At 49.5% G+C, this 20,130-nt stretch carries 22 protein-coding genes; 2 read left to right on the top strand and 20 right to left on the bottom strand.

Features of this window, described 5'->3' with window-relative positions; translation table 11 throughout:
- Positions 1–44: 44 nt before the first annotated feature.
- From H3H32_RS20350 to H3H32_RS20265, 18 genes are all read right to left on the bottom strand, one after another.
- Positions 45–2,816: an AMP-binding protein gene (locus H3H32_RS20350; RefSeq protein ID WP_182457479.1), complete on the bottom strand. Its 2,772-nt coding sequence runs from the start codon at positions 2,814–2,816 to the stop codon at positions 45–47.
- 315 nt (positions 2,817–3,131) lie between these two features.
- The gene (locus tag H3H32_RS20345; RefSeq protein ID WP_182457478.1) at positions 3,132–3,464 is read right to left on the bottom strand and encodes a hypothetical protein; all 333 of its coding nucleotides are present in this window, start codon (positions 3,462–3,464) and stop codon (positions 3,132–3,134) included.
- A 52-nt stretch (positions 3,465–3,516) separates the two neighbouring features.
- A complete protein-coding gene (locus tag H3H32_RS20340; protein WP_240543427.1) occupies positions 3,517–4,128 on the bottom strand; it encodes an HI_0983 family protein in 612 nt (203 codons plus the stop codon).
- Between the two features lie 94 nt (positions 4,129–4,222).
- On the bottom strand, positions 4,223–5,365 hold the full coding sequence (locus H3H32_RS20335) for a DKNYY domain-containing protein (protein WP_240543426.1): 1,143 nt from the start codon (positions 5,363–5,365) through the stop codon (positions 4,223–4,225).
- Positions 5,365–5,628: a hypothetical protein gene (locus H3H32_RS20330; RefSeq protein ID WP_182457477.1), complete on the bottom strand. Its 264-nt coding sequence runs from the start codon at positions 5,626–5,628 to the stop codon at positions 5,365–5,367. The genes H3H32_RS20335 and H3H32_RS20330 overlap by 1 nt, the downstream gene beginning before the upstream one ends.
- 29 nt (positions 5,629–5,657) lie before the next feature.
- Entirely contained in the window at positions 5,658–6,074 is a 417-nt protein-coding gene (locus H3H32_RS20325) for an Imm63 family immunity protein (RefSeq protein ID WP_182457476.1), read from the bottom strand.
- Between the two features lie 64 nt (positions 6,075–6,138).
- The gene (locus H3H32_RS20320; RefSeq protein WP_182457475.1) at positions 6,139–6,426 is read right to left on the bottom strand and encodes an osmoprotectant transporter permease; all 288 of its coding nucleotides are present in this window, start codon (positions 6,424–6,426) and stop codon (positions 6,139–6,141) included.
- A gap of 40 nt (positions 6,427–6,466) precedes the next feature.
- Positions 6,467–7,012: a hypothetical protein gene (locus tag H3H32_RS20315; protein WP_240543425.1), complete on the bottom strand. Its 546-nt coding sequence runs from the start codon at positions 7,010–7,012 to the stop codon at positions 6,467–6,469.
- Positions 7,013–7,077: 65 nt separating this feature from the next.
- Positions 7,078–7,440 carry a hypothetical protein gene (locus H3H32_RS20310; protein ID WP_182457474.1) on the bottom strand — a complete coding sequence of 121 codons (363 nt, stop codon included), beginning with the start codon at positions 7,438–7,440 and terminating at the stop codon, positions 7,078–7,080.
- A 49-nt stretch (positions 7,441–7,489) separates the two neighbouring features.
- On the bottom strand, positions 7,490–8,038 hold the full coding sequence (locus H3H32_RS20305; RefSeq protein ID WP_182457473.1) for a DUF4468 domain-containing protein: 549 nt from the start codon (positions 8,036–8,038) through the stop codon (positions 7,490–7,492).
- A 371-nt stretch (positions 8,039–8,409) separates the two neighbouring features.
- A complete protein-coding gene (locus H3H32_RS20300) occupies positions 8,410–10,419 on the bottom strand; it encodes a hypothetical protein (RefSeq protein ID WP_182457472.1) in 2,010 nt (669 codons plus the stop codon).
- Between the two features lie 47 nt (positions 10,420–10,466).
- Positions 10,467–11,672, bottom strand: a complete 1,206-nt coding sequence (locus H3H32_RS20295) for a hypothetical protein (RefSeq protein WP_240543424.1) — start codon at positions 11,670–11,672, stop codon at positions 10,467–10,469.
- A gap of 78 nt (positions 11,673–11,750) precedes the next feature.
- Positions 11,751–12,176, bottom strand: a complete 426-nt coding sequence (locus H3H32_RS20290) for a hypothetical protein (RefSeq protein WP_182457471.1) — start codon at positions 12,174–12,176, stop codon at positions 11,751–11,753.
- 44 nt (positions 12,177–12,220) lie between these two features.
- Positions 12,221–12,625 (bottom strand): inner membrane protein YiaA, encoded by a 405-nt coding sequence (yiaA, locus tag H3H32_RS20285; RefSeq protein WP_182457470.1) that lies wholly within the window; start codon positions 12,623–12,625, stop codon positions 12,221–12,223.
- A 57-nt stretch (positions 12,626–12,682) separates the two neighbouring features.
- Positions 12,683–13,522 carry a globin domain-containing protein gene (locus H3H32_RS20280; RefSeq protein ID WP_182457469.1) on the bottom strand — a complete coding sequence of 280 codons (840 nt, stop codon included), beginning with the start codon at positions 13,520–13,522 and terminating at the stop codon, positions 12,683–12,685.
- Positions 13,523–13,611: 89 nt separating this feature from the next.
- The gene (locus H3H32_RS20275) at positions 13,612–14,541 is read right to left on the bottom strand and encodes a class I SAM-dependent methyltransferase (RefSeq protein WP_182457468.1); all 930 of its coding nucleotides are present in this window, start codon (positions 14,539–14,541) and stop codon (positions 13,612–13,614) included.
- Positions 14,542–14,554: 13 nt separating this feature from the next.
- The gene (locus tag H3H32_RS20270) at positions 14,555–14,737 is read right to left on the bottom strand and encodes a hypothetical protein (RefSeq protein ID WP_182457467.1); all 183 of its coding nucleotides are present in this window, start codon (positions 14,735–14,737) and stop codon (positions 14,555–14,557) included.
- 261 nt (positions 14,738–14,998) lie between these two features.
- Positions 14,999–15,565, bottom strand: a complete 567-nt coding sequence (locus tag H3H32_RS20265; protein WP_240543423.1) for a globin domain-containing protein — start codon at positions 15,563–15,565, stop codon at positions 14,999–15,001.
- Positions 15,566–15,678: 113 nt separating this feature from the next.
- Between H3H32_RS20265 and H3H32_RS20260 the strand changes: the two genes are divergently transcribed.
- Together H3H32_RS20260 and H3H32_RS20255 are read left to right on the top strand one after the other, a co-directional pair.
- Positions 15,679–16,452 (top strand): LytR/AlgR family response regulator transcription factor, encoded by a 774-nt coding sequence (locus tag H3H32_RS20260; RefSeq protein ID WP_182457466.1) that lies wholly within the window; start codon positions 15,679–15,681, stop codon positions 16,450–16,452.
- Positions 16,449–19,493, top strand: coding sequence for a ligand-binding sensor domain-containing protein (locus H3H32_RS20255; RefSeq protein ID WP_182457465.1), 3,045 nt, complete (start codon positions 16,449–16,451; stop codon positions 19,491–19,493). The genes H3H32_RS20260 and H3H32_RS20255 overlap by 4 nt, the downstream gene beginning before the upstream one ends.
- A 100-nt stretch (positions 19,494–19,593) precedes the next feature.
- Here H3H32_RS20255 and H3H32_RS20250 read toward each other — a convergent pair whose 3' ends face one another.
- Positions 19,594–19,761 (bottom strand): hypothetical protein, encoded by a 168-nt coding sequence (locus tag H3H32_RS20250; protein WP_182457464.1) that lies wholly within the window; start codon positions 19,759–19,761, stop codon positions 19,594–19,596.
- A gap of 14 nt (positions 19,762–19,775) precedes the next feature.
- The gene (locus H3H32_RS20245; RefSeq protein ID WP_182457463.1) at positions 19,776–20,012 is read right to left on the bottom strand and encodes a hypothetical protein; all 237 of its coding nucleotides are present in this window, start codon (positions 20,010–20,012) and stop codon (positions 19,776–19,778) included.
- Positions 20,013–20,130 lie beyond the last annotated feature (118 nt).

Raw genomic sequence — 20,130 nt, 5'->3', positions numbered from 1 at the left:
AAAAGGATCAGGAATGAATTTAAGTTGGGTAAGTTCGGGTTGATTCAGGTAGTCCCGAGCCAGGCCATCCCCCCAATGAGTAGTTCACCCGGCACGCCCACGGGCATAGGGTTCATAAACGAATCAACAATGTAGAGTTGGGTGTTGCTGAGGGGTTTCCCAATCGGTACGGGTCCCGTTCCCCAATCGCCTGCTGTCAGGTTATAAAAACTGGCAAAGGTGGTGCTTTCAGTTGGCCCATACCCATTAATCAGGGTGCAATGGGGTAACTGACGTCTGGCCCGAAGGACATGCTCGGCCGAAGCAGCCTCGCCACCAGTGGCCAGTTGAGTTAGCGTATGTAAGCCATCAATGCCGCTGTCGACCAGTACATTAAACAATGCCGCCGTAAAAAAAACGGCATTAACGGCGTGGACCTGAATGGTTTGCTTGATGTCGTCCAGCGAAGGCGGATTTTCGCTCAGCATCACCAGGCGTCCGCCATTGGCCAAACTTCCCCAAATCTCCAGTGTGGAAGCATCGAACGCCAGAGGAGCCAGTCCCAGCATACATATGGTTTCGTCCAGCCGCATGTAGTTTGTGCTCCGGACCGTGCGGACAATGGCCCGGTGCGGAACCGCTACCCCCTTCGAACGTCCGGTCGATCCCGATGTAAACAGCACATACGCCAGTTGGTCGGCTCGAACCGAAATGGCTAGATTACAACTACTTTGCCGGGCAATCAGCTTCCGGGATTCGTCGAGTATAATAAAGGTACTCTGAGCTGGTAGGCGATCCACCCAGGCTCGCTGAGTAATGATATGGTGAAGACCTGTTTCCGCAACTAACTCGGCTAACCGGGCGGTCGGGAAAGTAGGATCGAGAGGTACATATGCACCGCCAACCTTCAGAATGGCTAGCAGGCTGACGATCATATCGGCTGAACGTTCCAGGCAAATGCCTAGTAACGTATCGGGTTTTATCCCCTGGCCCTGCAGGTGCCAGGCCAGTTGGTTGGCTCGCTGATTTAGTTGTTCATACGTCAGGGCGAGGGAACCAACCCGTAGCGCTTCGGCCTGAGGTCGCTGATCGGCTTGCGCTTCGACAAGCTGATGAACGGTTTGATGGGTTGGGTAATCCGTTTTTGTAGCATTCCAGTCAATCAGTATCCGTTGCTGCTCGTCTGGGGTCAGTAACGACACCAGGCGAAGGGGTTGACTGGGTTGACGCACTAAATTTTCCAACAGCAAAATCCACCGATTAGCCAAATCGGCTACCCAGTTTGCTGGCCATCTTGCTGGGTCAAAAGATACCTGACCGGCTGGATTTTCCTCTGTGGGCAGACTAATCCGTAAACCATCTCCTGGAAACGAAGTATCGGATACGGGCAGATTGCCATCAATCAAAATGGGAAACAATGGCTGATCGTTTTCCTGTTTCAATGGCTGCAAGGCGGTCTGACTAACCAGACTTTCCTGCGCAAACGTCAGGTGATTATGCAGTGTTACAAGTTCCTGCTGCGTAGTATATAAGGCGCGCTCAAAGCCGGTCTCCCAATCAAATGCTACCTGTAAGGGGAGGTACTCGGCAAACGCACCGGCGGTTTCAGCCGCTATTCTTGCACTGGACTCAGACCTATAACCTACCCCAATGGACCGCTGATTCGTTAGCCGGGCCAGCGTTACCAATAGAGCCGTCATGGCCAGCGGGTAAATCGTGGGGCTTTCTATCCCGATTCTTCTGCCAAGTGGCTTACAAAGCGGGATACTGATTTGTTGACGTTCTGGGGGAGTGCCGTCTCGTTTTCCCGTTGGGAGTAATCCTGAAAGCTTTGTTGGCTGAAACTGGCAAAGCTTGTCAACCCAGTAGGCCTGATGAACAGCACATTGCATTTCGGCTCTATTAATGGCTTGAATGAGTTCTGGCGCGGGCAGCCTCACCAATTGACCTTCGGTAAGTGAGGTCTGTTCATAGAATACCGCCATCGACACTGGTTCACCATCCAGAGTCTGGACATCATCAATAACCAGCAGGAAGTCGCGCGTGGCAATTAGCAGCCTGTCGGGAAAACAAGCTTCTATGGTTCCAGGGAGCTGCTTTGCGTCTGTTGTGGCTGCCCTGGCGCCCCGCACCAGCCAGAACCGATTTCCGGCCCAGATCTTCAAAAAACCAAATGGGTTTGACTGAAAGCCAAAGTCCAGAGACCGTTGCATACGGGCAATTGTAGCGGCTGGCTGGTCGAAGTTGAGGATTAGGTCGGGTCGCTTATTCCGGGCATAGTAAGAGCGACCAGCAGTGTCTTGCGGGTAACTTGTTAACTTACCTGATTCAAGTTCATCAAGCACCTCCCGAAAGGCGTCAACAGCGGCTGCATAACATTTTATGTTCAGGCTGATTGAGGTCTCGTCAGACTGAATCGGGAATCGCTTTTGTTTCACAATTGCCCCCGTATCAATGCCGGTATCGACCAAATGCCAGGTTACGCCGTGCGTTTTTTCGTCGTTAACGAGTGCCCAAAACGTAGCATGCACACCGGCATAAGCGGGTAGTGGGCCATCATGATAATTAAGGGTAAATAACCGAGGGATGTTTAGTATTTCCTCAGATAGAATATGTCCGTTCGAGATACTGAAAAGGTAATCGAAGGGCTCGTCGTTTAAAATAGTAGCAACGGGCAACGATGAACCAATGGAACGAAGCCCTGCACTGGCGCAATAAGTAAGCACCTGCGGGTCCTGACTGATGATACCTCTAATCAGAAAACCGCGCTGGCAAAGAATGGTTGAGCACTCAATCAATAAGGTACCCTCACCAATTATAAAACAGCTCGGGGGCATGGGTAGTATAAATAGACATAGCCATTGGTTGGCTTATTGTATAACTGGTTCACCAAAGTTAACTCCTTTCTTGGAACATATTATCATCTAAACTACTAGCTTAAGTAGCCAGCCACGGAGGTTTTTTATCCAATTAGTTAATAGGCCCGACGTCTTCGCGGTTTATCACGGCAGAAACGTTGAAGGATAAACCTCAGTAGCTGATCGCCACGTGAAATTGGCTTCGTGCATGACAAAAAATGCTGAATAAAACAGGGAGAGGCATATTTAGAAAGACAGATATCCAGCACATGAAAACGCAGCCCAACACGTAGACTAGTTTAGTTCTAACACCCATTCTTTTACCGCCGAGAAGGTGCCTGCAACCGAAGCCGACCGGCTGATGGCATGAGCCTGGTTTGTACCTGCATTTAGTTCGACCGTACATTCGATCTGACCGGGGTATTTTCGCATCAATAAATTGACCGTCGAATCATCCAGCCAGCGAACTGTCCAGGCCGACCAGCCATCGGCATCAAGCGAAAACAGACAAACAGCATCGCTCACCCGAATCAGGTAAGGCTGATCGATCCAGTGACTCATGCGGACCTCGTAGCTGCTAAAACTTATTTTGTAGTTGCCATCAGGCGAAACCATGTCTTCGGACATACAGATATCGTGGTCAGTATAAGGCAGATCAATACACGTTTTGCGTGGTCTGTTAAGACTTTGGTAAACGTATTTCCGGTAGCGAAAACTGGGCTACTGCTTTTACCAGTATGGGCTTGTCGGTTTTTAGCTGTATCAGAAATGGATCAACGTCTTTCCCATAAGCCCGTGTACTGACAGCGAATAAGAGCATCCCCTGCTGGCCCGTTTTCGCTTTAACGGACTTAAAGCGAAAGACCGTTCGTTCAACCACACTATTCCGATCGTCGGGAGCCGTTTGCCCGATCAGACAATCAATCATTTTTTCGCACGTCGCCTTATTGCTCAGTATAGTAAAATTAACGGTAGGATTCGTTGTCTTTAGTGTCTCCAGTTCATGAATCTTTGCCGATACAGCCTGATCGACGGTAGCGGCTGTCAACACGAAATCGATCATAACCATCGACTTGTACTTGGGGAAACGATCCCCAACTGCTAAGTATTCCTGTTTGTAAAGTGAGGCATCCGGGTGTGATGACCAGGTTAATTGATACGCTTTCTTCTGGACATTGATAGGATCTGAAATAGATAAATAATTAATCTGTTCATTGGCTGTTTGCCCATATAATTGACAGGACAGTACTGGTAGACCGGCTAAACCGACCATAAAGAATATATACTTCATTTTGAGTGATACTAAAGGGTTTTTGTTCTTGATAGCTAGAGGAGAGTGTCTGCTCAGACAATGTTGACCTGATTTTTGCCAGGTCTGGGCTCCCTTATTCGGGCTTGATACGATGGCCATCTTTATACGAATAATACTTGTCTGCCGCATCACGGTCTGCGTCGTTATCGACCAGCGCAAACGAAACGGGGTCTGCTTTTTTCAACAGTTTGCCTTCATAATAGACCTGGTTGGCGTCTTTTGCATAGCCAAGGCCAAGGACTGTGAACGTTGTGATGTCGCTCGCCGACAGGGGCCTATGCTCGTAAAAAACGGCGTTAGCATCCTGCGCGTAAAAATCTGTCAGTAAGTGAAATGACGCTTTATCTGCTTCCATAATCAGTTTTTCCTGAAAATAAATATGTGTGCTATCACGGGCATAATTGATCTCATTGGCATTCCATTGCCTGAATGAAGCAGGGGCGGCAGCTGGCAGGCAGTGATCCTTGTAAAAAGCGTGAACCTGATCGGTGGCGTAATACATACCGATTACCGTAAATGAATCAGGGGTCGCCAACGGTATACGGTGTATGTCCGAAAAGGGAGGCCCATCTGCAGCCCGCGAGGTGTAATAAACGTGTTGCTTGTCTTTTGAGTAGTTGGCACTTAACACCGTAAACGAGCGTCCGTGACTACCGGGTATTGGTTTGAGATTAAAATAGCCCGTTACATTGTCTTTCCCGTACCCATAGTCGAGCGGTTGAAACGAAGCAAGGTCGCTGACGGCAAAGCCTATATCCTTATTGTAGCACCGATTTTTATCTTTGGCGTATTCACTACTCTCCAGCACCTCAAATGTGCTGGCATCAGCATTATAGATCCGGCTGATTTTATCCTTCCGTTTTGTTTCAAATAGCTTAAAGTCGAGGTAGTTATCGCAATAAAAAACCATTGTTTTATCCTTGCCATAATGATCATTGAGGGCTAGAAAGCTGGCACCGTCGGCATCGGTCAGTGAAATGCCCCGATAATAGGCATGTTTTTTATCTTTGGCGAATAGATCGTTCAGCACCTCAAACGAAGCATAATCGGCCTCGCGAAGCAGGTAGTCCTTATAATAGACTGATCCGTCTCTGGTTTCGTATCCGGACTTTTTGCAGGAGATCAGGAAGCCCAGGCCGAGAATTGACAGCAGGATGTGGAGTGATTTCATGGCCAGGAAATAAATCAGCTTGATAAATCGGAAGACGTCTGCCATCAGTTCATGGTTATGTAGCGGACCATCCACAGGACAAGAATTCCGAGCAGGAAAGTGAAGGCCTTCGTCCAGTGATAAGGCAGCCGATTGAGGCCGATCAGAACAAGCAGAACAACCGCGCACATTCCTTTAATGGCTGATTCTGCGCCTTGCCCGGCGGCATCGGTAGGGCTATTCGGCAGTGTCAGGTAGTAGAGCATCATGGCTGCCCAGACCGCGATGAGCAGCCAGTTGATGTAGGTAAGCAATTTCCAAAAAGTCATATGGAGTTTGGCGAGGTTAGGCCCTTACATCAGGAGTTAAAGACCTCATCTGTAAAGGGGTGTTTGGTTAGAATCAGGTTGTGTTCGGTACGTTTTGTTTCCTGCCAATTTATGTTGATACGCCCCAGGAATTCTTCCTGTTGACTAAATAGTATTCGCCTAAAGTCCTGACTATGATTGCGGTTATCCAGTTCAAACCTACAAGCCATCGAAAAGGTGATTGTGTCGAAAATCCAGTACAAGAGGTCATCGAGTGCGGTAGTCGCTCGTCGTTCCAACTCCTGACCCCGTTCCACCACCACAAAATGAAAAGTGCCCGAGCCATCAAGTTCGATATGCGGCAATGCCCCATCGGCAGAATAGCCATAGGTCGGATACAGATGGTGGGGCACATTGATCAGTCCTCCCAGGGTTTCTATCTGTTCCTTTATCGCAGAAAGCGTCATTGTCTTCATTTCTGTTTTGCTAGTATATCTGTCAGATAGTCTGGTTGAGCAATTCTGTTGCTACTCATTTCCACCCAGAGTTGCCGCCCATGATCATTAGCCCCATAAATAGGCCATAGAGCAAGCTGGGTATCGCCAGGATGGCCAGCAGAAGTTTGGCTATCACGGCGTGTTGATGCGAAGACAGCCAGTAGCCACCTAACAAGACAACGGCCAGGCCGCTCAGTATGACCAGCCAAAGTACAATGTTGGACGACGAGACGGTGCCATCACCTAGGCCGATAAAAAAGAAGTAAAGGCATATAAGGGCAACAAATGCGTCGATACCCCATAAAATCCAGAATAAGTACATTGTTTTAGGGTTTGATATTGACCTGTTTGTGGTCTCGTTCTTACTCCTGACTTACGTTCAGGATTTCATTGATCAGCCATTGGTTCGCGTCGTGCACAAGCCGGAATTCGTATGTATCGAACAGTACACACATTACGACAGCCTGTTGTCTGTCAATTGTTACCCGTTTGATCTTCAGCGATTTGAGCGAGGCTAGTTGCATGTCTACATCCTGATTGAGCATGACTAAATCGTAATCAAACCCGGTGGGGGGACCTTCGGTTTGCGGGCTGATCCGAAAACTCTCCTGACGTTCTTTGAAAAACGTTCGCCATCCATTCAGGTACGAATCGGTTAGTAGTTGGCTGCTTTTCAGATAGGTTAGGTAGCGTTCCCCATTCTGGATATTAACGGAGTAAGGCTTTCCGGCCTGCTGGTTTACTAAGGGTATCCGATTGGCTGCCTGGATGTGGTTTTTGTACCAGGTCAGAAACGTACGAACCGTTTGTGCCGCGGTTGCCGAATCAGGAGCAATGGTTGATAAAGCCTTTGGGGCCTGCTCCGTTCTGGATGCAGTCTGTGGCTGGCAAGACGAAGTGAGTGTCATCAAGGTGGCCCATACCATCAGCAATATCATCCGTGTACGCCTGAGGTACCGATTGCCGATGGTTTTCAGACGTCAAAAGGGAGTTCGTATTCTTTGGTTATTACCTTAGAGCTACGGGTTTTTACGGCTACTCTGACTTTCAGAGGTGAACCCAGTACGAGGTAGTTCTTAACGAACTGATCGTCATATATCATCCACGAGTGATCATCCAGCAAGTATTCGTCAACGCCGGCTTTGGTGGCCTGATACGCCAGCCGCTCTACAGCCAGCGGCTCGTAGTTGATGATATGGCCCATGTATAATACCTGTATACCGGGCAGCGACTGGTTGCCCAGTTCGGTGCAAGACACGACCGAAATGGTGAGAGATGAGCCGTCTTCGAGGTCTTTGACCGCCCATTCATCAATGATTGTTTTTTCGTTTGCCATGGTTGTAAAGCAGTTTAGATGTGGTGCTGGCTGATCATTAAGCTGATCATCAGAACGGTTTGTAATTTTTCATATAGTCCTGTAAAGAGGTCAGCCTGAGGTTGATTTGCCCATCAAGGGCTATGTAGATGGCTCGGAGGTCAGCTTCGTTTTTCTGGCAGTAGCTTTCGATCGGGGTGGGTTTGGTCCCATTTTCCAGCACGTCAAGCTGTGTGATGGTTGCCCGGTATTTGCGATTAGTGCACTCGATAATAAGGCTGTACCGAAACGTGTAAACACCACCAGCCGAATGCTCCGAACGGGGCAGCGCAACCACCTGCGATACCCGCCCGACTAAATCGCCGGTTTCTTTGTCGCTTAGCGAAAACGTATCGCCGGGTGAATAGCAGGATTGAACAGCCCACAACCGGGCGCGCCGGAACAGATCGGCCTGTGAAACAGCTCCACAGTCGGTCACTTCTGAGTACCTTACCTTCTGATTCACTACCGGCAGGATGCCCTGTAGTTTTCCATTGGTGATAAGTGGTGGACAATCCACGATTCCGTAGCTTGGGTTTAGGAAGCAGGCCATGAGCAGGCCAATGAGAAAAAGACGCATGATAAGGTGTAGTTTATACGCTGTATTGTACTAACAGGGCGTTTTGATGACACAAAGGTGGGTAGGTCTACACCGCTCAGCAATTATTTAAAGTCGAGTTGCCAGTTTTAGGCAGATCAACCGTAATGGGCTGGCAATGAATCGTTTTTCGGGCTAAGCGAATCAGGTCGTTATTGGAAAGTGTGACGTTCTAATGGGGGCATACCTTTAGGGGATCTTTGTAGCCTGTGCTTCCAGAATCAGTTGCTTTTCCGTTGGTATCCCCATCTGATTTTAACTCGTCAACGACGCGGCTAATTTCAGTAATATTAGCACCAGAGGTGGGCTTGAGCGCCACCCGTGCCTTTTGGCTAAACGGACGGCTCAACAGATTATACCACCGTTTTTATAGAGTCACTATACGGCTGCCGCCGAAAGACAAACAAATCGGGTTGGTTGATTGTCGGCAGTACATCAGCCGGAGCCAGTTCGCTAAACTTGTTATATTGATAGATTAACTCATTGTTGTAGAAGCAATAAGCGGACTCAAATGGGTTTGTTAATGACGTGCCGGGTTTCACGGCCTCAACTACCTTCACAAAGCGAAGCGAGTTGTCGGCTACATCTTCATAGGGCGAATAGGGACATAGACCGTTGCTGCGTCCGTAGCGTTTGAGGCCGTTCAGATTTGCATATTCATTGGTTATCAGCGAACGAGCGTTGCTGATGATCATGTCCATCGTCGGTAGGTGATCGACTTGTGCCCTCAGGTATCGTTTTATCTCGAAAAGGGCTTCCCGATCCCGGTCGATGGTCTCTAGCAGAGCCCGGCCCGATACGTACCAGGCACTCGTCCGGCTGGCAGGCGGATAACTTTCGTAGATACGCCGTACATCCGTATAGAGCCGTTCTTTATTCTGGTCGAATACCTCAAACAAGTCAGCATACCGATCCAGGACGGCGTCGGAGCGCTGTAACTGGTCTTGCCGATATTGTTTTCCGCTGGTGTAGCGAACCAGTTCAGTACTCAGACCGTCCATTTCCGTCAGTATTGCAAACAGCACCTTTAACTGGTCCGTCACCGATGCACGGTAGGGCAGCGGAATGTGGCGGCTTGTCGTCAGTAAAAGCTGATAGGCCGAAACCGGCAGGATGACCTCATCATACGTGTAAGTGAGTGGCGCACGTTTCACCGCGTCAGCCGGACTCCGATAGTACTCGGCAGAGGATTGGTAATTACGGATCAGAAGCTGAATCCGGTGCATTTGCCGCAACGATTCATTAATAAATCCAACGTACCTGGATAAAACTTGAGCGGTGGCTTTCGGCAGAGGGGAAGCGGCCGGCTTTGTCGTAAACACAGACGGGGCCATGTCCTGAAAAGCGGGTGTTTGCCCTGTGCCTTGAGCGGGTGGGGTAGGTGTGGCGAGACTAAAAACCGGGCTAAGTTTAGGAGAATGAAGCAGCCGTTTGGTCAACAGGCTGTAGTTAACGAATCCGTCACGGGCCGCCAGTAAATCCTGATTATAGTGCATCAGGAGGGCGCGGTAAAAGGCATTTCCATGCTCCGCCGATTGCTGGGCGGCTAGAGAGTAGCCGTCCACCGCGTCGCGCTTCAGTTGCTGAATGGAGCTGAGCGCGACGCTGAACTGACTAACCATTCCGGAAGCCGGGTACGCTATTCCCAATGGGTCATTGTCAAAACTGGCCAGAATCTTCTCATCGGCCAGCAGGCTTTGCTGCACCAGTTCGACCGGCCAGTTCGAGGGGTCATTGGCTCGCAGGTAAAACGTAAGTGTATCAAGTAACTGCTGCTGGCCATGTAAGATGCGGTCCATACCGTCTTCGGTAGCCAGATAAACGTCCGTGGCTAGCAGGGGCTGATACCGACGATATACCCGTCTGACCTGGCTAATAAGCACCTCGCGTTCCTGACCGAACTGCGCAAACAGCGACTGCATCTGGCCAATCAGCACATCGGACTGACGCAGGTTATCGCGTTGGTAGTCATTGAGTCGGACGTAAATTTCCAGCGCCTTCGCCGTTTGGTCGATCTTTGTCAGACAGCGCCATAGCAATTCAGTTGTGCCAGTGAGCCGTTGTTTTTCGGCAGGTGTCAGGCCGTCGCTCGCCAGCGCCTGCCGGTACCCGTAGTCGTTCAATGGTCCCGACGACGGTAAATGGAGCTGTAATGTTCCGGTTGAATGGAGCTTGTCGGTAGCTGCATAAGCGGCTGTGTAGTAGGCCTGCACCATCTGGAAACGGCCTGTCAGCTCATCGGCTGACTGATTCAGAAAGGTCACATACCTATTAAGCGACTGCTGCGGTGTTTCCCGCACGGGTTGACCCGCTGCCCAGCCGTAGGCAAGAACAAGAAAGAGGCAGAACACGAACGGTTGCATAGAAAACAGGCGGGGAAGTTATTGATATAAGATAAGACTATTCTGAATCAGTCAGGGTCCATCTCGCCGAAACTGGCCTGAAACCGGCCTTTGCGTAACTCACCGTCAAACTGATCGCCGATTATTCTAAGCAGCGGCTGGTCTGTGCTTTCCAGACTCAGGCTTTTGTAATCGTCACGAACGTATAGATTGAACACGGACTTATTTATGGTGAACACGGCACTGATCATACCTTTAGATCGCTCTACGTTGGACTCGATAGCGGGATACTGTTTTTTAACCCAACTCATGAAGTGATCAAACATACCGGGCAGCACCGGTTTTAGCTGGTAGCGAATCGGTTGCCCTTCGCCCGGATCCTGCGCCCAGCGACCGTGCCAGGGCGGGTGTTGCGTGTAGGGATGAACGCTAAGGATCTCTTTGCCCTCGCTGTCCGTTGTCCAGTCAAAGTAAGTGGCAAACCAATCCGACGTTGCGTCCTCAGCCCAGATAAATTGCATGTCCGACGGACGGAATGGAACGGCGTACACCTGATTCTTTAAAAAATCGACGCCCAGCATCGCATACTCAGACCGATTGCGCTGGTGGTTATAGCGGGTGCCGAGAAATACCAGTTGTGTCTTGCCGGGCGAGAAACTAACCAGCCTTGAGCTAACCCGAACAAAGCCGTCTGTTCGCTGAATCGAAGCCTCACTGATCAGATCAAGAGGGTAAATCATCAGCCTGAGTACGTCTATGACACTGCGTTCATCGACCAGTAAAAAACGCCCTCCCGACAGAAATCGGGATGCCCCCGAGTTATCCGTCGGTGTACTGCTCTGCGCTCTGCCGGGTTGCCCATGTTCGCTGTCGAGCCACTGATACGTACACAAGTCGCCTACATCACTAACGACGGTCGATGTTTGTACCTGCCCATTATCGTCGGAAATCAGGAAGATGCTGTTGCTGGTAGCCAGAATGGCTGCTTTTGGAGCATCAGTCAGAAATCGGGCCTCCCATATTTTCGTTTTTTTGCCCTCTCCATTGGTCAGCCCTACAGGCTTACCCCGATAGCTGATGTTGAAGTAAGACGTCGTGTGCGAGCCGATCAGGTTCCCGTTACTATTGTTGGTGAACAGGTTCAGACGGTAATTCCGCTCAAGCGAATAGCTAATGGCCATTTGACCGCGAACAACCTGATTCTGAGCGATTTTTGAACAGCCCAACAAGGCTAGGAAGCTGGTCCAGGTGGCCATAATACGTACTAAAAACATGGGTTTATGGAAAGGAACTCCGAAATTATCAGATCAATTAGTTACGGCTGTAATAGCTGGCCATAACCGACCCTAAATTCAGGTGATGAACTGGATATGAATTGTACTCGCTCCGCTTTTGGGATCGTAAGAAGTCTGAATAACTCCCCAATCAAAAGTTCCTTCCCGGCCCAATTCGGCAAGCACCCATTGCCGCAGCCGGAACAGCGTGTTTAACTCGTCGGTTTTAGACCAGCTTTCCCAGCCCGCATCCTGTTCGAACCGATTCGCTGATACAATCAGGTTGAGTTGAGACAGTGCATCGTGGTAAAAGCCAAAAGTGGCAAGTATGTAATTCGTTTCAACGACTATATTTTTAACGGTCAGCCATTTCCAGCCGGTTCCCATGTCTCTGAGCAACTGATCTTCGCCGAAATTGAATGCGGTTACCTGGTTGATGCTGTCGCCGGAATTGACCTGAATGGTTTCGGAAAAGGAGATCGCGCCGGTTTGTGGGTCAATCATAGCAGGGAGGACAAGGGTGAGTAAACGGCTAAAATTACAAAAACTCACCCTTGTTCTCCCTGTCCCTTGGGCTGGGCATCCCGCGTGTTTTTCTGAACGGCAATGGCAGCAAACAGACTAAGTGTGAATGACATACCATAAAAGCCTTTTTCGCTCGGTGTCAGCGTGGCGTTCCACAGCCCGATGGTAAGCAGCAACAGGCTCAGCAGCACCGATACCCAGCTCAGGCCGTAGTAGATGGCGGTGACGGGAATGCCCTCCTGCCGATCGCGAACGCTTTTTTGTACCGAAACGGACGCAAACAGGCCATACATAAGCACAGTAAAATAATAGCCTTTCTCGTTTAAAGGCATTTGGGCGTTCCATAGCCCAATGTTGAAGGCTAACAGCCCGGCGAATAAGGCGGCCCAGGCGGCTGCAATAAAAGCCCCGGATGGTTGTTGGTTCATGATTGTCGTGTGTATTTTAAGGATTATGAACGCTTAAGAGTTAATCGTCAACTGGGATTAAGGAACCTGATGCATAGGACAACCGCCCTGGTGAGCAACAACAGTTGGCGGTTCGGTAAGTATAGGTATCGGGCAAACACCGGCGGGCGCGCTAAGGTCAAGGTGGTCGCCGGGTTGTACTTCGTCGAGCAACCGGTTGCTAACGCTACCAAGTTTGCCTGGTTCGCGTTTCACGACAATGCTATAATAAAGGCCATTTGAGAGGCTCTCAAGGCGGTACGGATGCGGCTGAAACAGTTGCAGTTCGGGCATGAACAATCGTACATTCAGGTACTGACCTGAGCCGTAATCGGTCACTCTTTCCCCATCGACAGGGTACAGATAGAAGGTCGTATTACCGCTGGTATCCGCTATTTTGGCGTTGACAACAAACGGACGCCAGTCAGTCCAGCCACCCGGCTTGGTTTCCTGAGCTGCGTATAAATCGGCTTCGATACCGATCATCAGGTTGGCTAATTGCTCATAAGCTGCCGTCCAGGCATCAAGCAGTGTCGGTGTAGCCGCTGTACCCAGCACTTCACTGATTGAGGCAATCAGGTGACGGCCAATAATGGTATAGTGTTCGGGGCGAACGGCCAGGCTGGTATGTTTGTGGCCAATGCGCTCTAACGTGGATAGTAGGACCGATGGATCGTCGATGTTTTCAGCGTAAGCCAGTATGGCCATCGCCAAGGCCATCGGTTGTCGGCCATTCTGATGGTTAGCCATGTTAAACGTGTTCTTTAATTCGGCATTGATCGAGAAAACGCGCTGGTAAAAGTGCGTGGTCAACAGCATGCCGCTTTCTTTTAGCACAGGCACGGTCGCTTTAATAAGTTGTTTCTGTTCGGTAGTCATTAATTCAGGTATTGGATTACAGAGGAAGGACGATAAAATACAGATAAGGCTGTACAACATTTAAACTTGATTTGCCCAATTCAGGTGGATCAGGCCGGATCGGTCAGGCTACCGATGTGCAGAAACAGGTTTACGCGTTCAGGTTCCTCTCCAACCTGAAACGTGCGTAAACTACCGACGGCTTTCTGGCCTAGTTGCAGTAACCGATCCGCATTTCGGTAATTAAGTGGCCAGGCTACTAAATCCATGTAGGGTTTGGATGGATGGTTATCGGCGAAATTGCCGACAATCAATTCCCCATCTGGTGTCAGGTACTGAGCAAATCGGCTGATAAGCTGCACAAACTGCCGGTCGTTGAAATAGTCGAATAACCCCGCCGACCAGATCATATCGTACTGCCGGTCGGGCATGAAGCGGAACACGTTTTTCTGAATGAACCGAACATCGTCCGAGTTGGTGGCAAATTTCTGTTTGGCGTAAGCAATGGCTTTGCTGTCTAAATCGACGCAATCGGCGATGATCCGGTAGCTGGGATTTTCAGCAATGAACTCGGCCAGTTCAGTGCAGGGGCCACTAGCTAAATTCAGTAGTCGGATCTCGGTCCGGTTGTGGCGCTGCATATACGCCTTAACGATTTCTTTGAAATACGTTTTGCGGTTTCGCACGGCACGGCAAGCAGCATGGTTTTGTAAAAACAGGTCCCACTTGGTGTACTGCCGGTCGGAGCTGATGTGCCAGGTGTACATACGCTCGATGATTTCGAAATCACCCGCGTAGCCGTGGGGTTTGTTAAGCATAAAGCCCTGCATTGTCTGGTTCGATAAAGTTGCGCCAAACTCCGTCCGAATACTGGTTAGTTCATCGTCGGTCAGTAGACCTGACTGTAGCTGGCTGCTTAACCGAATCATCAGGTTGTCGACTTGCTGGTAATCTTTTACGTCGGGACCACCCTGATGGACTAATTTCTTGATTTCTGCTTTCATCAGCGAACTAACTGGGGTGTAGGTAAGAGCTTCCATTTATTGTATTACTTTATTGGTTATGAGAAAATTGGTTAATGGCTATCTGGTGGCCGGACAGGACCAGCAAGCCGACGTTAGGCAGTTTCTGTAGTTTGGCGAAACCGTCGAACCATCCAGTACTAGTATTCCCGCCAGCAGGATACTGAAAAAGGAATTGGTTCGCCGGATTTTTGACGTGTGGGAGTTGGTTCATTTGTTGTTTGCTTGAGATCAGGTTTTCGGCCTTGTGTGCTGTATTGTGGTTCAAAAGTGGCAGGTGCGAATAGGAGTGACAAAAGTTTTCCCCTGAATGGCCTTAATCTATTGGCTGAACTGTAGGCCAGTGTCGATGAATCGTTTAGGGATGCTGTGTAGGATGAGAAATTTGCTGACGAAGCGATATGAAAAAGCCCACCGGCGTGAACGACGGAGGGCTATCTGATAGATGGTTATTTACCTACGTTTTCCTGCCGCATTAAGGACTAAGTGGCACCTGTTCGAGCATGAGTTGAGTGATGGCGTCATAACAGCCAATCCAAGCCTGTTGCACATCGGTGTTCCAGTCGAGTCCTAACCCGCGTTCGAGTGTCCATAGCAGAGCTTCTTTAACATCCTCATAGTGAGTAGGCTGTACGCCATACCCTGCGTGGCTGCGGGCCAACATACCAATCTCCTGCGCCACGGTATCCGGCCGGTCCAATCGGGCTACGATAATACTGAGCATGTCAACAAACTTCTGATACTGGCTTTCCATTGATCGGTTGAACATGGGCCGCAGAGCTGGATACTTGAAAAATAAGCGCCCATAAAAGACGCCACCCAGCACCGACGGATCTATTTCACGCAGGAGTTTCCAGGTTTGTTTAACGAGTTGTAGTTGTTGATTCGTCACCATAAAATACATGACAGGCCTTATACTTCCATAAACCACCGAATTAATGGGTAGGTCACCAAATTTTCTCCAATGAATCGCCTGTATTGGGTAATCAGTCGTAAGAAAGAAGTCATGATTCGCGGCTAACTTACTGCCGGCACGATTCATTGCCCGTTATGCGTCATTAAACCCACAAACAGTACAGTTCATAGCTGGAAACTTGCGATTCCTTTCTGAAAAGCAGAGTTTTAGGGTATATTTTATGCTCAATCTTCCCGGCCATGAATGCGCTCATTATTGAAGATGAAAAATTAGTAGCTCTCGAGCTGACGGCCAGCCTTGCAGAGGTTGATCCAGGCATCAAGATTGTTGGTACGGTCAGCAGTGTGAAAACTGCCCTGCGATGGTTCGCTGAGAACGCCGAGCCAGACGTCATTTTTGCTGACATTCAACTGTCCGACGGGATCAGCTTTACCATCTTCGAGAAGTTTAAAGTCTCCTGTCCCGTCATTTTTACGACGGCTTATAACGAACATGCTATCCGGGCCTTTAAAGTAAATGGCATCGACTACCTGCTTAAGCCCGTCGACTGGGACGAACTTCGGCAGGCCGTTGCCAAAGCCCGCGCATTGACTAGAAACCAACATAAACTGGTTGTCGACGTTCAAAAACTCATGGATGCGCTGAATACGCCAGCGTCGCTCAAATCTACCTATAAAGAGCATTTTCTGGGCAACGCACGCAACAGCTGGATTCCGGTTAAGATAGCCGATGTCGCTTACATTATCCGCGACGAGCTAAATTTTATGGTTACCAACACCAGCGAACGCTACATTCTGGATTACGATACGCTGGACGAGATTGAAACCATGCTCAATCCCGACCTGTTTTATCGCGCTAGTCGCCACTGTCTGGTTAATATCAACGCGGTACAGAGCGTAAAAGGACTGGCGAATCTGAAGCTGCAACTTGTGCTGAAAACGCCAAATCATCAGGTACACATCGATATCAGCCGCGACAAGGCCCCTTCGTTCAAAAAATGGCTGGAGAAATGAGGCTCGCTTCGTTTTTCAGTCTTTTCCTACTGTTTGGTTGGGCCGGCATCGGTAGTCAGTCAGTTGCGGCTCAACCCGTAAACCTGCCGCTCGAATTCCAGCACATCCAGGAATCGCAGGGGTTGTCTTATAATGTCGTTAACAGTCTGTTACAGGACCGTGATGGCTACCTCTGGATTGGCACCTACGAAGGATTGAACCGGTTCGATGGAAGCCATTTTACGGTTTTCAAGTCCAGTAACAGGGCGGGTAGTTTACCCAACAATGTAGTTCACGACTTATGTCAGGATAGAGCAAATGATTTGTGGCTGGCAACGGATGATGGCGTGAGTCGGCGCGATAGCCACACAGGGCAATTCTCAGCTATCCGCGTGGTGGGTGCCGAAAACCTCGGCCGGTGTATGAACATCCTCTGCGACCGCAAGGGGCGCATCTGGTTTTCCAGTTTGAACAAAGGATTGTTTCGGCTGGACCCGAAAACGGGACAGATCACTCAGTATAAAAACGATCCGGCCAGGTCGGCTACGCTTTCCGGCGATTACATCAGCAAAAATGGTATCGTGGAAGATCCTCAACGGGATGGTCTATGGCTGACGACGGAACAGAATGGACTCAACTACCTGGATATCAACTCCGGGCAATTTTTTAATCATAGAAATAATCCGGAGCAACTGCCCGTTTTTCGCCTGCACGACACATCAGCCCTGGTGCTCGATGGCACCAATCGGCTGCTTTTTTCAGATAATACCGATCAGCGGATTTTAGTGTATGACCTGGTCCATAAAGTGATTATGAACACCATTTCACTAACCAGTCAGACAGGCCGTTCTGCTTTTCCGGTGGGCACAATCTTCGTGGACAGGAAGCATACATTGTGGATTAGTTCGTGGACCTACACTATGTTTACGGCCGAAGCCGGTTCGTATAAAGTCCGTGAATTTTTTCATGATGTGGTCCGGAGAACCTCCATTGCCGGTGATTTTTTCTGGGCGGGCTGGCAGCAAAATGACGGTACCATCTGGCTCGGTACGGTGAACGGCATTTCGTATACCAATCCCGGAAACGCCTTTTATCAAATTCATGATCTGGCCCGGCTTCACCCGTCGCTTGCCCACAAGCAGGGACTAACGTCGTTCCTGGAAGATGAGATCGGTAACTGGTGGTTTTTTTCAGTTAATAATGAGTTGTTTAAATACGAGTCAGCCTCCGGTCAGTTGACTGTTTATCCACTACCCTTGTCCATGCGGAATACGGCTTGGTCGGGTCAGTCGACTTTATTGACGGGCCTTAAACCGGATGAAATCTACATTCGGCAGGGGAAATCGGTAAGCATTTTTAACCGGCGAACCCGAACGTTTTCTCCGTTTTCCTTACCACCACCTCTGCTCAGTCATGCTACTGATCTGCGCAGTATGGTACGGCAGGACGATTGGCTTTGGTTGTTCGGTACCAGCGATGTTGTATTCAGGTGCCACCTGCCATCGGGCCGCTGGCAAACCTACCCACTGCCTTTTGGCGATACCAAAAAATACCGTGTTTACTCGGCCGGCCTGGATAAAACTGGACGTTTATGGGCCGATGTGCGGGACAAAGGGCTTATCTGGTTTTCGGCTGGTCAGCAGCGATTTGTGTCGTTTCCTTTGCAACAGGCTGGTTCGGGCTACTCCGACCATTTACCATTCAAGACCGACGCCCGGAACCGGCTGTGGATACCTGCGTCGGGGCAGGGGTTGCTTGAAGTGGACCCCAAACGGGGCACATCGCGGCTCTGGACGGATCAGGACGGCCTGAGCACCAACGAGTGCAAAGCGGTCTGTGCCGATGCCTACGGGCAAATCTGGATGGCTTCGCTTAATAAGTTTTCCATTATCAACCTAGCCCGCTCGTCCGTTCAAAATATCACACTGGCGCTCAATGAATCAAACATTGGCTATACCAATTACATGTTTGCCCTGCGAAATGGAAACCTGATTACCACTCTGAAAAACTACGTGGTCGAGTTTATGCCTCACCGAATCAATCGACAAATTGCGCCCGCCAGTGTCCTGATCAGCACCCTTGCCTTGCCCGATACAACGATACTCGTTCAAGCGCACAGTCCGGCAATTCGGCTGGGCGTAATCGCTACCAATTTCAGCATTAGCTACGCCGTCCTGAACCGCGTTCAGCAGCATTACGTCTATTTTTATACCTTGGACGGATACGATGATCACTGGGTAAAGGCCGACGCCCGTACGGTGGCTAACTACACCAAAATTCCGGGGGGCGATTACACATTCCGGGTCAAAGCAGTAGCTGGCAAAACAGAGACTGGCGAAACGACACTGGCTGTTCACATTGATACTGCCTTTTATAACACGCGCTGGTTTCGGACTGCCCTGCTGGCTCTGTTGCTGGGGCTGACGTACTGGTTGTACTTATACCGTACCCGGCAAACGGCGCAGTTACATCACTTTCAGATACAGACGACCCGGCTCGAACGGGATAAGGCTCAGATTCAATACCAGAACCTGATTAACCACCTTAATCCGCATTTTCTGTTCAATAGCCTGACCTCGCTCAATAGCTTGATTAGTACCAAACCCAAAGATGCGTCACAATTTCTGCGAAAGTTATCAACGATTTATCGGTACATTCTTCAGAATAAAGACAAGGAACTCGTGAGTCTCCAGGATGAACTAACCTTTGCTCAAAACTTTATTGATCTCCAGGCAGCCCGTTTTGGCAGTGACCTGCAAATCGGCGTCAACGTAGACGCTGCGTACCTAACGCGCCAAATTGTACCCGTAACGATTCAGAATCTGCTCGAGAATGCGATCAAGCATAATATTCTCGATGAAGAAAGTCCGCTTTATATTCAAATCTACACGAAAGATGACACCCTGTTTGTAATGAATACGCTCCAAAAAAAGGACTTCGTGGAAACCTCGAACAAACAGGGATTAGCTAGTCTGAAATCACTATATAGCTACCTAAGTGGACGCGAAATTAGTGTTACCCAAACCGATACACAATTTATCGTAGCGGTGCCGTTGCTCTAAAATAAACGTAGCTTTCAGGATAGTTCGAAGCTACAGATAATGAACGGATTGCAGCAGCACTCGAAACCAATACCGTAGCCAGATGCCTGCCCATGTAGTGCTATTTTTGAGGGGAACTGGCCCACTCCATGGCGGCCATTCCGTCGATTGGGTTGGCCGATACGGTAGTTTCATCGGGCAAGGTCAGGATGAAGAACCGTGGCGCTGCACATAGCCCCAAAGCGGGGACAGTTATATAGCGATCCAGGCTCGGTATCGGGATTGTCATATTGAATTAGGTGGCTAGTCGAGCAGCCGACGTAACCAGTTCCGCGAACCTGGTTGGCCTGATGTTGCATCCAGTTGCTTCTGATAGTGAAACCACTGTGTAGCGAATATAGCACTGAGTAGCCCCAGGGCGGCTGCCATTGGTCTATCATCCTGCCATTGCCAGGTAACCATGTCTATTCGGATGCTGATGGCCACGGCAAAAAGACTGCATAGAATAGTGGCCATCCGACAAACATTTCGCTTTTCCATTATATCGTTGGGTGAGTAATAAAGAACGCTACAAACCTACGGAGAAGCGGCAGGCGGGGGTTAGCAGGCTTGTAACATTCTATAGCACAGCTGTAACAGGGGATAAACTAATTGAGTA

The sequence above is a fragment of the Spirosoma foliorum genome (assembly GCF_014117325.1).
GTDB classification, from domain to species: domain Bacteria; phylum Bacteroidota; class Bacteroidia; order Cytophagales; family Spirosomataceae; genus Spirosoma; species Spirosoma foliorum.
The sequence above is the reverse complement of the archived record's forward strand: the minus strand, read 5'-3'. Positions and strand labels throughout refer to the sequence as shown.

Coding starts and splice junctions, on each gene's coding strand:
- H3H32_RS20350 (WP_182457479.1), bottom strand. CDS start 2,816: ATGCCCCCGAGCTGTTTTATAATTGGTGAGGGTACCTTATTGATTGAG.
- H3H32_RS20345 (WP_182457478.1), bottom strand. CDS start 3,464: ATGTCCGAAGACATGGTTTCGCCTGATGGCAACTACAAAATAAGTTTT.
- H3H32_RS20340 (WP_240543427.1), bottom strand. CDS start 4,128: ATGAAGTATATATTCTTTATGGTCGGTTTAGCCGGTCTACCAGTACTG.
- H3H32_RS20335 (WP_240543426.1), bottom strand. CDS start 5,365: ATGGCAGACGTCTTCCGATTTATCAAGCTGATTTATTTCCTGGCCATG.
- H3H32_RS20330 (WP_182457477.1), bottom strand. CDS start 5,628: ATGACTTTTTGGAAATTGCTTACCTACATCAACTGGCTGCTCATCGCG.
- H3H32_RS20325 (WP_182457476.1), bottom strand. CDS start 6,074: ATGACGCTTTCTGCGATAAAGGAACAGATAGAAACCCTGGGAGGACTG.
- H3H32_RS20320 (WP_182457475.1), bottom strand. CDS start 6,426: ATGTACTTATTCTGGATTTTATGGGGTATCGACGCATTTGTTGCCCTT.
- H3H32_RS20315 (WP_240543425.1), bottom strand. CDS start 7,012: ATGACACTCACTTCGTCTTGCCAGCCACAGACTGCATCCAGAACGGAG.
- H3H32_RS20310 (WP_182457474.1), bottom strand. CDS start 7,440: ATGGCAAACGAAAAAACAATCATTGATGAATGGGCGGTCAAAGACCTC.
- H3H32_RS20305 (WP_182457473.1), bottom strand. CDS start 8,038: ATGCGTCTTTTTCTCATTGGCCTGCTCATGGCCTGCTTCCTAAACCCA.
- H3H32_RS20300 (WP_182457472.1), bottom strand. CDS start 10,419: ATGCAACCGTTCGTGTTCTGCCTCTTTCTTGTTCTTGCCTACGGCTGG.
- H3H32_RS20295 (WP_240543424.1), bottom strand. CDS start 11,672: ATGTTTTTAGTACGTATTATGGCCACCTGGACCAGCTTCCTAGCCTTG.
- H3H32_RS20290 (WP_182457471.1), bottom strand. CDS start 12,176: ATGATTGACCCACAAACCGGCGCGATCTCCTTTTCCGAAACCATTCAG.
- yiaA (WP_182457470.1), bottom strand. CDS start 12,625: ATGAACCAACAACCATCCGGGGCTTTTATTGCAGCCGCCTGGGCCGCC.
- H3H32_RS20280 (WP_182457469.1), bottom strand. CDS start 13,522: ATGACTACCGAACAGAAACAACTTATTAAAGCGACCGTGCCTGTGCTA.
- H3H32_RS20275 (WP_182457468.1), bottom strand. CDS start 14,541: ATGGAAGCTCTTACCTACACCCCAGTTAGTTCGCTGATGAAAGCAGAA.
- H3H32_RS20270 (WP_182457467.1), bottom strand. CDS start 14,737: ATGAACCAACTCCCACACGTCAAAAATCCGGCGAACCAATTCCTTTTT.
- H3H32_RS20265 (WP_240543423.1), bottom strand. CDS start 15,565: ATGAATCGTGCCGGCAGTAAGTTAGCCGCGAATCATGACTTCTTTCTT.
- H3H32_RS20260 (WP_182457466.1), top strand. CDS start 15,679: ATGAATGCGCTCATTATTGAAGATGAAAAATTAGTAGCTCTCGAGCTG.
- H3H32_RS20255 (WP_182457465.1), top strand. CDS start 16,449: ATGAGGCTCGCTTCGTTTTTCAGTCTTTTCCTACTGTTTGGTTGGGCC.
- H3H32_RS20250 (WP_182457464.1), bottom strand. CDS start 19,761: ATGACAATCCCGATACCGAGCCTGGATCGCTATATAACTGTCCCCGCT.
- H3H32_RS20245 (WP_182457463.1), bottom strand. CDS start 20,012: ATGGAAAAGCGAAATGTTTGTCGGATGGCCACTATTCTATGCAGTCTT.